Origin of the sequence: Sporosarcina sp. P34, assembly GCF_002743375.1 — a bacterium.
Taxonomy (GTDB): Bacteria; Bacillota; Bacilli; order Bacillales_A; family Planococcaceae; genus Sporosarcina.
On the sequence record NZ_PDZC01000005.1, the window covers coordinates 125,600 to 139,001 of the forward strand.

The window sequence follows — 13,402 nt, forward strand, 5'->3', positions numbered from 1 at the left end:
GCTATGATTTAAAAAATATAACAACCAAATGGCATGGTCAATTGGAAATAGTTAGACCAAAAGGATTGGTAGTGCCTAATTTCTAGTATTTACTCTATAATTTCTTGAGTTGGCACTTGATCAGCTTACATTTCATAGCAATATATAGCATGATCCTCTCCGTTGATTGCCTTTACTAAGTAATTATTGGTTTGTATATTGGCACTGCTGTACTCGTGACTAATGCTTAGCAATGAACTCACTCTTGCCTAATAAACAGCATCCTTTTGTAGTTTATGTTCCGTTTACAAATGAGTGAATGAAAAAAGGTCACTGAAATAGTTCAGTGACCTCCTACACTCACCATGTAGTGTACTGGCAGTGTAGGGAAGTAGTACGATCCATAAACGTGGTAAATTTTGGATGGAGTGTCAAATTACAATGGATGTTCTCCCCACATAATAGTTCAAATGAATACTTTACCGTCCACTTTAGCGCAGCATACTCTTCGTGTATACGCTATAAACAAAGGCGTCAGTTGAACAGAATATATCGCTATACGATGAGGATTCTATACCGGTTACAAACACCCTACCGAAATGGCTGTTTACTCAGCCCTTTCGTGGTATGTTTTGTTGTCTTAATGTTATAATGAAAATAATTTCAGATGAGGGAGCTTGAAGCATGAAGCAATATTTAGATCTATGTCAACATATTCTGGATACAGGAACGAAAAAGGGAGATCGTACGGGTACGGGGACATACAGTGTCTTCGGTTATCAGATGCGTTTTGATTTAGCACAAGGATTTCCTTTGTTAACGACAAAAAAGACGGCGTTTCGTTTGATTGTCTCAGAATTACTGTGGTTTATTAAAGGAGATACCAATATCCGTACATTGATACAAGACCGTAATGGAATTTGGGATGAATGGGCATTTGAACGCTATGTAAAAAGTGCGGCATATACAGGACCGGATATGACGGATTTTGGTCGCCGTGTACTACAAGATGAAGAATTTGCGGTTGTCTACAAAGCCGAACTCGCTACATTTAAAGAGAAAATCTTAGCTGATGAAGAATTTGCGAAACAGCACGGTGATCTAGGGCCCGTCTATGGCAAGCAGTGGCGAGCATGGGACAGCGAGAACGGTGTCATCGACCAGCTTGCACAAGTGATCGACAGCATTAAACAGCATCCTGACTCGCGCCGCCACATCGTCACAGCGTGGAACCCGGCAGAAGTGGACGACATGGCTTTACCCCCATGCCACTTACTGTTTCAGTTTTACGTAGCGGATGGCAAGCTATCATGCCAGCTCTACCAACGCAGTGCGGACGTCTTCCTAGGTGTACCGTTCAATATCGCGTCCTATGCATTGCTCATTCATTTAATTGCACATGAATGTGGTTTAGAAGTAGGCGAATTCGTCCATACATTAGGAGATGCACACTTGTATCAGAACCATATCGATCAAGTACATGAGCAATTGTCGAGAGAGCCGAAAGAATTACCGACAGTACATGTGAATTACGCAGGTCGTTCGATCTTTGATTTGACGGTAGAGGATATTTCCATTGAAGGGTACGATCCACACCCTAGAATTAAAGCACCGATCGCGGTATAAGGAGGAAACGGTATGATTTCATTAGTAGTGGCACATGATCTAGGCCGAGTCATCGGTAAGGACAATGAGATGCCATGGTATATTCCGGAAGAACTACAATATTTCAAGGAAAAAACGATGGGCAAGGCGATGGTTATGGGACGCAAAACGTTCGAATCCATAGGCCGTCCATTAAAAGGTCGATTGAATATCGTCGTCACACGCAATACAGAGTACCAAGCGGACGGGGTAACGGTCGTTCACGATATGGACAGCGCCGTGAAACTTGCAAGAGACTATGCGGACGAAGTGATGGTCATTGGGGGGGCGGAGATTTTCAAGATGTCGATGGAAGATGGTGCGGACAGATTGTATGTCACCGTCATCGAGAAACATTACCCAGGTGACACGTTCTTCCCGGCATACGAGGAAGAGTACGTAATGACAAGCAAGTCTGAGCCGCATTATGCAGCAGACGGCACCGCTTATACGTACCAAATTTGGGATAAAAAATAACGTTCCTCTCTATACATAGAGAAGAACGCTAAAGAACATCGATGCGCTGCCTGCTATAACGAATAGGTGCCAAATTGCGTGATTGTACGGTACACGGCGTGCCATAAAGAAGTACGCACCGGCTGTATAGAACAATCCACCGATTACGAGCAACCAGATGCCTTGTGGCGGTAGCGCGTTATATAGTGGTTTAATCGCTAACACGATCAGCCACCCCATTATGAGATAGAGGGCAAGGGATAGTTTGGCGAAGCGGTGAATATAAAAGATCTTGAATAAGATGCCGAACAAGGCCAATCCCCAGATGACGCCGAATAATGTCCAGCCGAGTGCTCCTTGTAAGGTAATGAGCAAAAACGGCGTATACGTTCCAGCAATCAATACATAGATGGCGGAATGATCAAGAATCGCGAAAAACGATTTCCATTTGACTGGCACACTATGTAGTAGCGTACTCGCGAGGAATAGTAACAACATAGATACGCCAAAGATCGTAAAGCTCACTATGGCAATGCCGGTGCCTTGTTTCACACCTTTTAAGATCAGCAAGACGAGTGCAGGGATGCAGAGTAAGAACCCGATGGCATGTGTGATCGCGTTCCAACGTTCTTCCAGCATATTCTTATAATCGAATGACTCTTCCATTGTGATCGCACCTCCCGCAACACACTATACCAAATACAACGAAAAAAATCGCAATAGCAACACCTGAAGGAGATAGAAATCATGAAAAAAATTCATATTGTCACAGATTCCACTGCAGCACTAACGGATGAACTGATTGCCCAATACAATATTCATGTCGTACCTTTAACACTGACCATCAATGATAAATCATATATTGACGGCGTAGAAATCCAACCGGAAGAATTTCTCGACATGATGCGCGACGCAAAAGAATTACCAAAAAGTTCACAGCCAGCAGTCGGTGTATTCCAGAATCTTTATGATGAACTGGGAGCGGATGGATCGCAAATTATCTCCATCCATATGACGGGTGGTATGAGTGGGACAGTGAAATCCGCGGAGACAGCAGCTCATGCGTCAAGTGCAGATGTTACCGTCATCGACTCCATGTATATATCACACGCACTCTCTTTCCAAGTGATCGAGGCATGCCGACTGGCCGAAGAAGGCAAGACAGTAGCAGAGATTGTGGAGGAACTTGATAGTGTACGTAAACGTTCCTCTTTATATGTCGTCGTGGATGTACTGGATAATATGGTGAAAGGCGGACGTATCGGTAAAGGGAAAGCGATGTTCGGCTCACTCATGAATATCAAGCCGATCGCCTCACTGAAGGATGGGGTGTATACGCCAGTCGCGAAGGTACGTAGCCATAAACAAGTAGTCTCTTATTTGTTTGAGGAGTTTAAGAAAGAAACAGCAGGGAAAGTAATTCGTAGTGTCGGGATTGCGCATGCAAACGGCCTTGCGATGGCGGAACCGCTAAAAAATAAGATTGAAGAAATGGGCATTCACGTGATGCTGTCATTTACGACACCAATCGTCAGTACCCATACTGGAGAAGGCGCGATCGGATTCATGTATTACACGGAGTGATATTAACTACAAAGGATATGACATTATGAGAAGAATGCTAGTGCTAAGTCTCGTCTTCTCCTTGTTCTTAGCAGGATGCCAGGTCCCATTCAGCAAAAAAGAGACGACGCTTGCGGAACGTGAAACCGTTGCGTTCGAACCGTTCATTGTGCCGGAAACATTCATCCCTAAACGCGTAAACGTATTAGGGCTAGGTGATTCCTTAACACAAGGAGTCGGAGATGAACGTAAAGAAGGCGGATATTTCGGCCGTTTGACGTCGGACATGGAACAATGGAAAGGCATTGTGGAAGTGGACGCCGTGAATTTAGCGAAACGTGGACGGCGTAGCGACCAGTTTTTAAAGCAATTGCAAGATGAAGAAGTGCAAGAAGCGGTCATTCAGGCAGATTATATCGTCTTTACGATCGGTGGCAATGACATCATGAAAGTGGTCAAAGGGAATCTCATGCAAATGAAAATGTCTGATTTTTATAAGGCGCTTGGTAAATTCGAAACGAGAATTGAAGAATTGTTCGAGATTCTGCGCCTCTATAACCCAGATGCCCCGATCATCGTCGCGGGCCTCTACAATCCGTTCTCCGTCGTAACAGACGAAGTACAGGAGTTTGAAGACATTATCGCAGACTGGAACCGCTCGATTGAAGAACAAGTGGAACAAGATGGCAGGGCCTGCTTTGTTCCGGTAAAAGATTTATTTGATTCGAATGAAAACCTGGTTTATCACACAGACTTCTTCCATCCGAACAGTAAAGGGTATGATTTGATGGAAAAGCGCTTTGTAAGTGAAATTAAAGGCTGTTCAGCGGTTGACCTGGAAGTGGAGTGAAGTACAGAATGAATATTTGGAAAATAGCATTTTTCAGCCTGGCGGGAATCGTAGTGGCGGCGCTTGTGGGACTCATGCTCCTCATCAGTGGTGCCACCGCTTCGCCGCCTCTTCCGAAAGATCAAGCGGTCAATGAGGAAGGCTATACGATGGCACTGAATACAACTAAAGTGAATTTTGAAGGAATTGCGAATACGTACATCCGAAAAGCCGTAAAAGGTACATTGCCAGTAGAATTAAAAATGCGCGACGATGTATTGTTGACGTCCGAACTCACGGTATTCTCGCATACTTTACCGCTCGCGATGCATTTTGACCCAGTCGTACGAAAAGATGGAAACTTAATTCTCAAACAATCGTCTATGGAATTAGGACAGTTGAATATCCCCCCTTCTACGGTACTGAAATTACTGAAGAGTTCAGTGGAGCTTCCATCTTGGATGGTCGTACGACCGAAAGAAGAAGAAATTTTCATTGATTTAAAGGATTTGCCGCTCTCGGGTGACGTCCAAGTAAAGGCAAAAGAAGTGAATTTAGCGCAAGATGAGATTATATTGGAAGTATTGATACCAAAAAACTAAGGGGGCAACGACTATGGCAATACAATACGCAACGTTCGCAGGCGGGTGCTTCTGGTGTATGGTAAAGCCATTCGACCAGTACGATGGCGTACATTCGGTGACGAGTGGCTATACTGGCGGACATACTGTCAACCCAACTTACAATGAAGTTTGTACCAATACAACCGGTCACCGGGAAGCTGTAGAGATTGAATTCGACGATCGTGTCATTCGTTACGAAGAATTATTGAATATTTTCTGGCAAGTGATAGACCCAACTGATGCAGGGGGTCAGTTCCATGACCGTGGTGAATCGTATAAGTCAGCAATTTACACACACTCGGACGAGCAACGACTAGCAGCAGAACGATCGAAGCAAGCTTTACAAGATAGCGGCAAGTTTAGCGCGCCCATCGTGACAGATATCTTCCAAGCGGACGTATTCTATCCCGCTGAAGACTATCACCAACAGTATTACAAGAAGAATCCAGGCCACTATGCACGTTACACTGTCGGATCAGGACGAGCAGGATTTATCGAAAAGAATTGGGGGAATTATTCATGAAAAAAGACTTACGTACGGAATTGACAGAGATGCAGTATCATGTGACGCAAGAAAATGGTACAGAACCACCATTTCGTAATGAGTATGACGCGCACTTTGAAGACGGCATCTATGTAGACATCGTGTCAGGCAAGCCGTTATTTAGTTCACATGATAAATACGATGCAGGTTGTGGATGGCCAAGCTTCACGAAACCAATCGAAGCCGTGGAAGTTACGGAGCATTTCGATACAACTCACGGCATGCGCCGCACAGAAGTACGCAGTAAGACAGCGGACTCTCACTTAGGACATGTCTTCCCAGACGGGCCAGCAGAGCAAGGCGGCTTGCGTTATTGCATCAACTCCGCCGCATTACGTTTCGTTCCGGTACGTGATCTAGATAAGGAAGGCTATGAAGAATACAAGCGGTTATTTGAGTGAAAGAAGGTGACGACGATGGATCGATCCTTTTACCATTTCGCGCTACGTTACCGTGGCGGTGATCAAGACGATGAAAAGGCGTTGTTTGCAGATAGGATGTTTCGCGATGCAGGTTTCCCGAAAGATGAAGAGGATTTCGATTCATTGTCTCGTTATGTAGAGGACATGGCGGATGATCATTTACGTTCTACTACGTTTGATGAAATATACGCTATCTATCAAGAACTTTGCAGTAGGTAAATGGCGAGGGTTTCATTGCATCTCGCCATTATTCACTGTATGATAAAAACAAATTAGTGAAATGAGGCTGAAAAAAAGATGAGTATACATATTGACGCAAAACCAGGCGATATCGCAGAGACGGTTCTTCTTCCAGGAGATCCATTGCGCGCAAAATATATCGCGGAAACATTTTTAGAAGACGTTGTACAGTACAACGAAGTGCGGAACATGTTTGGTTATACCGGAACATACAAAGGCAAACGTATTTCCGTGCAAGGTACAGGCATGGGTGTGCCGTCTATTTCTATTTATGTAACAGAGTTAATGCAAGAATTTGGCGTTCAGAAATTGATCCGTGTTGGAACATGTGGCGCGATTCAACAAGACGTGAAAGTGCGTGACGTCATCCTGGCACAAGGTGCAACAACCAACTCTTCATTAAACGACGTAACATTCGGTCCGATTCACTTTGCACCGATTGCGAACTTTGATTTATTGACGAAAGCGTACAATGCAGGAAAAGAAAAAGGCTTGCATTTACAAGTCGGAAACGTCTACACAGAAGACTTCTTCTATAATGAAGACGCACAGCATGAAAAATTAGCGCGTCATGGTGTTTTGGCCGTGGAAATGGAAGCCGCAGCACTCTATACGCTAGCCGCTCGTTTTGGCCGTCAAGCACTCGCTGTTCTGACAGTAAGTGACCACATCCTTACAGGAGAAATTACTACTCCTGAAGAGCGTCAAACGACATTTAACGAAATGATCGAAGTCGCGCTAGACGCAGCAATTGCTGAATAATAGAATAGATAGAAACCTACAAAAGACCGCTCTTGGCAGCGGTCTTTTGCAGGGATATGGAAGGTAGGGAAGACAATGAACGAAAACGATTCGCATGAGAACGAGAAATCCGAAACGGAAGCGCCGAAACCTACTCGCTATATTCGGCTCAAACCGTTTTCTCTGATCATGCTCATTTTTTTCCTTGTGCTGGCGACAGCCGCCGTTACCGTCGTTGCACTGACAGTCGGAGACGAAAAAGTAGTAGAAGTCGTCAAACCGAATCAAGTAGGTATGGAACGAAAAGAGTTCAAGAAACTGTATGAGGCATATGATCAACTGAAAGAAAGTTATTATGACGACGTAGACGATCAAGTCGTCATTGACGGCGCAATCAACGGAATGGTTGATTCATTAGGTGATCCGTACTCTGATTATCTAAATGAAAAAGAAGCCAAGCAATTGAATGAAAGCATATCTTCTAGTTTTGAAGGAATTGGTGCAGAAATTCAAGAGTCAAACGGCTATATTAGTATTGTTTCACCGATTAAAAACTCTCCTGCTGAAAAAGCTGGCTTGTTACCGAATGATACCGTACTGTCGGTAGACGGGGAAAGCATACAAGGTTTGTCTTCATCAGAAGCGGTATTGCTAATCCGTGGAGAAAAAGGGTCGACGGTGACGTTATCTGTACGACGTGGTAAGAACTCTGATCCATTTGACGTGAAAATCGTTCGTGACGTGATTCCGATCAATACAGTCTATGCAGAAATGCTTGACGACAACATCGCACATATTAACATCACATCGTTCTCGGAACATACGTATGAAGAATTACTCGAAGCGCTAAATGAAATGACCGATAAAGGAATGGAAGGCGTATTGATAGACGTACGTCAAAATCCAGGCGGCATCTTAAGCGGGGCAATCGATATTTCCGACTTGTTCGTCCCGAATGGCAAAGTACTATTCCAAACTGAAGAAAAAGGCAAGACACCGGAAGCATATCCTTCGTCGAACGGACAGAAAGTAACGGTTCCGGTCGCATTGATCGTAGATGAAGGCAGTGCGTCCGCATCTGAGATCTTAGCGGGTGCGTTAAAGGAATCTGCGGGCATTCCGATTGTTGGGGTCAAAACATTCGGTAAAGGGACGGTTCAAACACCTACTCAATTGCCAGATGGCTCCAACTTGAAATTAACGACAGCGAAATGGTTAACGCCGGACGGCAACTGGATCCATAAAAAAGGGATTGTACCCGATATTGAAGTACCATACCCTTCCTATGCCTCACTGCCTTTCCTTGATTCATCTGAAAAGATGGACGAAGGTCTCGTTTCTCCTTCCGTACAAGCTGCAGAAGAGATGTTAGAAGCAGTAGGCTATGACTCAGGAGAAACAGATGGTCTCTATGACGAGGATACAGCAGAAGCTGTTAAAACGTTGCAGAAAGATCTATCACTGGAGCAGACAGGCATTTTGACTGGTGATACGACGGTTGGCTTAATGCAGAAATTACGGGATAAGATGAAAGAAGATGACCCGCAATTACTGAAAGCGAAAGAAGTCGTGTTAAAAGAAATCAACTCATAATCAAAGATCCACGCGTCCAGCAATCGTTGGGCGCGTGTTCTCTATGGAAAAGGATGATAGTTAAATGATTGATGTATATTTACTCAGCGGCTTTCTCGGAAGCGGCAAGACGTCGTTACTCGTAAATTTGGTCGACCAAGTAAAGGAATCCGGTAGACAACCCGCTGTATTGATGAATGAATTTGGCGAACTGAATATCGACAGTCAAATCGTCGAGGAGGCGGGAGAAGTCCCGTTAAAAGAATTACTAAACGGCTGTATATGTTGTACGGGTGCCGAATCTACGGAAGCCCAGTTACAAGGCTTGCTAGCGGATTATCCGGAAATTGACGTGTTGTTCATTGAAACAACGGGTGCGGCTCACCCCGTAGAAGCGTTAGACGCCGTCTACTCACCGTTGTTCGCGGAGAAGCTAGACGTCAAGGGAATCGTTACTGTAGTCGATGCCAAGCGCTGGATCGACCGTGACAAGCTGTCGCCGAGGATTCAGTCTTTATTCCTCGAACAAGTCCGCCACGCACACTTCATGGTACTCAATAAAACGGATTTGCTGACAGAGAATCAATTGGCCTTCGTGACGATGCAAGTGACACAATTTAATCGTTACGCACCGCTCGTGCAGACAGTGAACGCGAAAGTCGACTTCGGCTACATCGAGAAAATGGTCAATGTGGCGGTACCGAAACAGCCAGTCTCTACAGGGGGTGGTTTGCCACTCGCTTCAAAAGTGTTGTCGTTTGATGCACCGATCAACCAAGAACATTTTGAAGACTGGGTGCGGACAGTACCGGATAGCGTCTATCGCATGAAAGGCTATATCCAATTAGAAGGTTCCCGGTACTCCCATTTATTCCAATATGCATATGGTATGGTCAACTGGATACCGGAATATATGCAATTGCCGTCCAAGTTGGTGATCATCGGGGAGCAACTTACTGACATCGAGTACTCGCCCAAAAACTAGTTGTCAATAGCGATTTATTGTTAATAGTGTTCTCCATTGGATAAGCTTGCCAATTACATCACTCTTAAACTCTCATTCCATAGCTTTGTAGAGTTCATTGGACAAATTGGTAGGAATGACCAAAATCTCTCCTATTCTTCTACGTTATGCTAGGTCACGTAGAAAAGGAGGGACCAAGATGAAAAAACCTTTATCACTCATCTTATTAAGCTCAGCTATTTTATTGCCTACTCATGCAGCAGAGGCAAGCACGACCAATCAGGTGCAAACACAGACGTATAATTGTGCCGTCGCAAATCAGCAGGTGTACTCGTATTACTGGAGTAACTATCAGAAGCCACAACAACCGAACAAACCGGTAACACAACCAACAACACAACAACCAACACAATCAAACGAAGCAGTGAAAAAGCCACAAACAGCCAAGCCGACACAACAAACTGCGAATGTGTCCGCTACAGAGCAAGCCGTACTCGATTTGACGAATGCGGAACGTACGAAGGCAGGACTCAAGCCGTTGCAGATCGATGCAGCCTTGCAGAAATCCGCAAAGCAGAAATCAGCGGATATGGCAACAAACAACTATTTCTCTCATACAAGCCCGACATACGGTTCACCGTTTGATCAAATGAAGCAAAACGGCGTTACATACCGCTCGGCAGCCGAGAATATCGCAATGGGTCAGCGTAGCGCACAAGATGTCGTGACAGCTTGGATGAATTCAGCTGGACACCGTCAAAATATCATGACGGCTAGCTTCACGCATATCGGTATTGGGTATGATGCGAACGGCCATTATTGGACGCAGCAGTTTATACAGAAATAAAAATGTGAAGGTCAATGGATGTATGTCCATTGACCTTTTTTTAATGGAGAGAGTTTGAGAGTTTGTTTTTTTTCATAGTGTGAGTTCGAGAGATGGATGAAGATTACTAGAGATGCTTTGGATGGGGGTAATGAGCGGTTACAAGTCATTATAGAGCGCTTACCGTATAGTGTAGAGCGGCTGCGGGCTTTGATAGAGCGGTTGGCAGTGTCGATAGAGCGGATGCGCATGAACTATGAGCGCCTGGACGAATGAATGAGCGAAACTCGCACGGTCCTCACTAGTTCCCCGTAATTACACTGTATACTACAACAAAAAAGACCAATGGAATAAAAACCCCATCGGTCTCTTATTATTTATTCATGATGTAACTTCACGGTACTTATTCTGTATAAAGCGTAATCTAAACGAAAGAATCACTGCGCCCACAGCCAAACCGACAATGAGGCCGACCCAGTAGCCATATGCGCCGAGCTCGCTGTAGCGGGCGAGTGCGAAGCCAGTAGGCAACCCAATGAGCCAGAATGACACGACGCCGACTAAGAACGTCATCGTTACGTCTTTATAACCACGCAGTGCACCTTGGATCGGTGCCTGCACAGCATCCGATAACTGGAATAGTGCAGCGTAGATGAAGAAATGTACGGCCAGTGTAATAATTGCTGGGTCCGTCGTATACATAGAAGCAATGGACTCACGAAACATCAGTAAAATGAATATGGATAAGAAACTAAATGCAACCGCGAACGCTATGCCGAGATATGTATATTCCCGTGCGTCTTTCGCTTTTTTCGCACCAATCGACTGCCCGACTAATATCGTTGTACCCATTGAGACGCTTAACGGCACCATATACAGAAGAGACGTGAAATTAAGCGCGATCTGGTGAGCCGAGATGACTTGTGCGGTATAGCTACTCATCAATAATGTCACGACGGAGAAGATACTCGTCTCGACGAAAATGGATAGACCGATCGGCACACCGATCAGTAAAATTTCTTTCCACTTGCGCAAAGAGATTCTTTGCCAACTCCTAAACAGCGTATATTCCTTAAAGTGGCGAGATGACCAGGCGATGAGCACCGCGATGATGAATACGAGCCAGTACGTAAAGCCGGACGCATATCCTGCACCCGCACCACCCAGTTCGGGAAAACCGAAATTACCGAAAATCAATAAATAGTTCAGTACAATATTGATCGGTGCGGATAACAGAATGATAAACATGGAAACACGGGTTGCGCCAAGTGCGTCAAAGAATGAGCGTAATACAGTATAGGCCATGAGTGGAACTAATCCGATGCTCATGCCGGTCAAGTAGGCGGATGCTACTTCAATAACCGGCAAATCGAGTGGCATTCTTGTAATGGCGGGTAACACGACCCAATGGATCAATACGAAAATGATTGCCGAAAGCGCGAGAGATACGTATAATGCTTGCTGGACAGTAGGACGGACATCCTGTTTATTCTTCGCACCGATTTGCTGTGCGATAATAGGGGTAAGGCCCATGAGAATTCCAGAAAGGCCGGTATAGACCGGTATCCAGAAGGAACTGCCGATGGTCACGCCCGCTAAGTGAAACGTATCATAGCGTCCCGTCATGAGGATATCGAAGAACGACATCAGATAAAGTGCGACTTGCGTGATGACAATGGGAATCATGATCTTAATGAAAATGGATGTTTTTTGTTGCAAAGATTTCGTTGCAGTAGTCATAGTTTTGATTTCCTCTACTAATTTTTTTACTTTGACTATTGTAGCATGAAATATAGTAGACAACGCGAAAGGATGGAATGAATGAAGCAACCGGTAGTCGTATTAACAGGTGGCGGTACAGCAGGACACGTATCTGTCAATCAGGCGTTAATTCCCGTTTTTTTGGGTAAAGGGTATAGTGTGCATTATATCGGCTCGCACGAAGGTATTGAAAAGGAGCTGATCGCGGATGGCCATCCTGAAGTGGTCTATCATGCGATTCAAAGTGGGAAGTTACGGCGCTATTTCTCGCTGAAGAATTTTACGGATCCATTCCGTGTGGGTGCTGGGACACTACAGGCGCTGGCTATACTTCGCAAAGTGAAACCGGAAATTATTTTCTCTAAAGGTGGGTTCGTTTCAGTACCCGTCGTCATGGCAGCTAAGCTTGCGAACGTGCCAGTCGTCATACATGAGTCGGATGTCACGCCAGGTCTTGCGAATAAATTGGCATTGCCGTTTGCTTCGCACATATTTACGGTCTTCGAACAGACGTTGCAGTACGTACCTGCAGCGAAATCGATGTGTACGGGTCCGATTATTCGTCCTGAGCTATTTAAGGGAGATCGGCAAGAGGGCTTGCGCAGGACGGGACTGAATTCCGAAAAACCGGTATTCATTATTATGGGAGGCAGTCAAGGTTCTGCCGTGTTGAATGAAGCGGTGCGTAAAGAATTGCCTGCGTTACTTGAGAAGTATCAGATCATTCATTTATGTGGTAAAGGGAATGTGGTCGAAGGACTTTCAGTGGCGGGGTACGTACAGTATGAATATGTCACCGATACATTGCCTGATCTACTTGCAGCTGCTGATTATGCGGTTTCGCGTGCGGGTTCAAATGCAATATTCGAATTATTGGCGATCCATAAACCGATGTTGCTTGTTCCGCTTGCAGCGTCAAAAAGCCGTGGCGATCAACTTTTGAACGCGGAGTACTTCGCTTCTAAAGGGCTAGCATTACAAATAGAAGAAGAACAAATCGAAGTGCAGTCCGTTATAGACCAATTTGATGAGCTTGTGAAGGAAAAAGCTCGATTGTTGTCGAATATTGAAAAGACGACAGAACCGAAGACACCTGAAAAGATGGCGGAATTGATTTTGTCGTTCCAAAAATGAGAATGTATGCGAAATACTTATCTGACGTCGTTTTCTGCAATTTTCAATGGATTTCCAAGTACTTTGCAGAAAACTACGCATATTAGGATTAATCCCTTTCAGTT

At 44.8% G+C, this 13,402-nt stretch carries 16 protein-coding genes; 14 read left to right on the plus strand and 2 right to left on the minus strand.

Translation table 11 applies throughout. The features are described 5' to 3' along the window. Positions 1–663 precede the first annotated feature (663 nt). Both CSV63_RS09765 and CSV63_RS09770 read left to right on the plus strand, forming a co-directional pair. Positions 664–1,605: a thymidylate synthase gene (locus CSV63_RS09765; protein ID WP_099695643.1), complete on the plus strand. Its 942-nt coding sequence runs from the start codon at positions 664–666 to the stop codon at positions 1,603–1,605. Positions 1,606–1,617: 12 nt separating this feature from the next. Further along, the gene (locus CSV63_RS09770) at positions 1,618–2,100 is read left to right on the plus strand and encodes a dihydrofolate reductase (RefSeq protein WP_099695644.1); all 483 of its coding nucleotides are present in this window, start codon (positions 1,618–1,620) and stop codon (positions 2,098–2,100) included. Between the two features lie 9 nt (positions 2,101–2,109). Here CSV63_RS09770 and trhA read toward each other — a convergent pair whose 3' ends face one another. Then, a complete protein-coding gene (trhA, locus tag CSV63_RS09775) occupies positions 2,110–2,745 on the minus strand; it encodes a PAQR family membrane homeostasis protein TrhA (protein WP_099695645.1) in 636 nt (211 codons plus the stop codon). 81 nt (positions 2,746–2,826) lie between these two features. Between trhA and CSV63_RS09780 the strand changes: the two genes are divergently transcribed. The 11 genes from CSV63_RS09780 (at position 2,827) to CSV63_RS16505 (ending at position 10,679) form a co-directional block, all read left to right on the plus strand. Beyond that, a complete protein-coding gene (locus CSV63_RS09780) occupies positions 2,827–3,663 on the plus strand; it encodes a DegV family protein (protein WP_099695646.1) in 837 nt (278 codons plus the stop codon). Between the two features lie 25 nt (positions 3,664–3,688). Then, entirely contained in the window at positions 3,689–4,492 is an 804-nt protein-coding gene (locus CSV63_RS09785; RefSeq protein WP_099695647.1) for an SGNH/GDSL hydrolase family protein, read from the plus strand. 8 nt (positions 4,493–4,500) lie between these two features. Continuing rightward, positions 4,501–5,073 carry a YpmS family protein gene (locus CSV63_RS09790; RefSeq protein WP_099695648.1) on the plus strand — a complete coding sequence of 191 codons (573 nt, stop codon included), beginning with the start codon at positions 4,501–4,503 and terminating at the stop codon, positions 5,071–5,073. A 13-nt stretch (positions 5,074–5,086) separates the two neighbouring features. After that, a complete protein-coding gene (gene msrA / locus CSV63_RS09795; RefSeq protein WP_099695649.1) occupies positions 5,087–5,617 on the plus strand; it encodes a peptide-methionine (S)-S-oxide reductase MsrA in 531 nt (176 codons plus the stop codon). Further along, entirely contained in the window at positions 5,614–6,039 is a 426-nt protein-coding gene (gene msrB / locus CSV63_RS09800) for a peptide-methionine (R)-S-oxide reductase MsrB (protein ID WP_099695650.1), read from the plus strand. Before msrA ends, msrB begins: the two co-directional genes overlap by 4 nt. 15 nt (positions 6,040–6,054) lie before the next feature. Beyond that, entirely contained in the window at positions 6,055–6,279 is a 225-nt protein-coding gene (locus CSV63_RS09805) for a YozE family protein (RefSeq protein ID WP_099636297.1), read from the plus strand. Positions 6,280–6,357: 78 nt separating this feature from the next. After that, the gene (gene deoD, locus CSV63_RS09810; protein WP_099695651.1) at positions 6,358–7,062 is read left to right on the plus strand and encodes a purine-nucleoside phosphorylase; all 705 of its coding nucleotides are present in this window, start codon (positions 6,358–6,360) and stop codon (positions 7,060–7,062) included. 75 nt (positions 7,063–7,137) lie between these two features. After that, positions 7,138–8,634: a lmo1851 family serine protease gene (locus tag CSV63_RS09815; RefSeq protein WP_099695652.1), complete on the plus strand. Its 1,497-nt coding sequence runs from the start codon at positions 7,138–7,140 to the stop codon at positions 8,632–8,634. 64 nt (positions 8,635–8,698) lie between these two features. Further along, positions 8,699–9,598, plus strand: a complete 900-nt coding sequence (locus CSV63_RS09820) for a CobW family GTP-binding protein (protein ID WP_099695653.1) — start codon at positions 8,699–8,701, stop codon at positions 9,596–9,598. A 178-nt stretch (positions 9,599–9,776) separates the two neighbouring features. Next, positions 9,777–10,424, plus strand: a complete 648-nt coding sequence (locus CSV63_RS09825; protein WP_099695654.1) for a CAP domain-containing protein — start codon at positions 9,777–9,779, stop codon at positions 10,422–10,424. 96 nt (positions 10,425–10,520) lie between these two features. Further along, the gene (locus tag CSV63_RS16505) at positions 10,521–10,679 is read left to right on the plus strand and encodes a hypothetical protein (protein ID WP_158233945.1); all 159 of its coding nucleotides are present in this window, start codon (positions 10,521–10,523) and stop codon (positions 10,677–10,679) included. Between the two features lie 105 nt (positions 10,680–10,784). On the opposite strand, the gene CSV63_RS09830 is transcribed toward CSV63_RS16505, so the two are convergent. Then, positions 10,785–12,143 (minus strand): MATE family efflux transporter, encoded by a 1,359-nt coding sequence (locus CSV63_RS09830; RefSeq protein ID WP_099695655.1) that lies wholly within the window; start codon positions 12,141–12,143, stop codon positions 10,785–10,787. Positions 12,144–12,224: 81 nt separating this feature from the next. Here CSV63_RS09830 and CSV63_RS09835 point away from each other — a divergent pair, with 81 nt between their 5' ends. Further along, a complete protein-coding gene (locus CSV63_RS09835) occupies positions 12,225–13,298 on the plus strand; it encodes an undecaprenyldiphospho-muramoylpentapeptide beta-N-acetylglucosaminyltransferase (protein ID WP_099695656.1) in 1,074 nt (357 codons plus the stop codon). Positions 13,299–13,402: the final 104 nt, after the last annotated feature.

Coding starts and splice junctions, on each gene's coding strand:
- msrB (WP_099695650.1), top strand. CDS start 5,614: ATGAAAAAAGACTTACGTACGGAATTGACAGAGATGCAGTATCATGTG.
- CSV63_RS09830 (WP_099695655.1), bottom strand. CDS start 12,143: ATGACTACTGCAACGAAATCTTTGCAACAAAAAACATCCATTTTCATT.
- CSV63_RS16505 (WP_158233945.1), top strand. CDS start 10,521: ATGAAGATTACTAGAGATGCTTTGGATGGGGGTAATGAGCGGTTACAA.
- CSV63_RS09805 (WP_099636297.1), top strand. CDS start 6,055: ATGGATCGATCCTTTTACCATTTCGCGCTACGTTACCGTGGCGGTGAT.
- msrA (WP_099695649.1), top strand. CDS start 5,087: ATGGCAATACAATACGCAACGTTCGCAGGCGGGTGCTTCTGGTGTATG.
- CSV63_RS09825 (WP_099695654.1), top strand. CDS start 9,777: ATGAAAAAACCTTTATCACTCATCTTATTAAGCTCAGCTATTTTATTG.
- CSV63_RS09790 (WP_099695648.1), top strand. CDS start 4,501: ATGAATATTTGGAAAATAGCATTTTTCAGCCTGGCGGGAATCGTAGTG.
- deoD (WP_099695651.1), top strand. CDS start 6,358: ATGAGTATACATATTGACGCAAAACCAGGCGATATCGCAGAGACGGTT.
- CSV63_RS09765 (WP_099695643.1), top strand. CDS start 664: ATGAAGCAATATTTAGATCTATGTCAACATATTCTGGATACAGGAACG.
- CSV63_RS09780 (WP_099695646.1), top strand. CDS start 2,827: ATGAAAAAAATTCATATTGTCACAGATTCCACTGCAGCACTAACGGAT.
- CSV63_RS09835 (WP_099695656.1), top strand. CDS start 12,225: ATGAAGCAACCGGTAGTCGTATTAACAGGTGGCGGTACAGCAGGACAC.
- trhA (WP_099695645.1), bottom strand. CDS start 2,745: ATGGAAGAGTCATTCGATTATAAGAATATGCTGGAAGAACGTTGGAAC.
- CSV63_RS09770 (WP_099695644.1), top strand. CDS start 1,618: ATGATTTCATTAGTAGTGGCACATGATCTAGGCCGAGTCATCGGTAAG.
- CSV63_RS09820 (WP_099695653.1), top strand. CDS start 8,699: ATGATTGATGTATATTTACTCAGCGGCTTTCTCGGAAGCGGCAAGACG.
- CSV63_RS09785 (WP_099695647.1), top strand. CDS start 3,689: ATGAGAAGAATGCTAGTGCTAAGTCTCGTCTTCTCCTTGTTCTTAGCA.
- CSV63_RS09815 (WP_099695652.1), top strand. CDS start 7,138: ATGAACGAAAACGATTCGCATGAGAACGAGAAATCCGAAACGGAAGCG.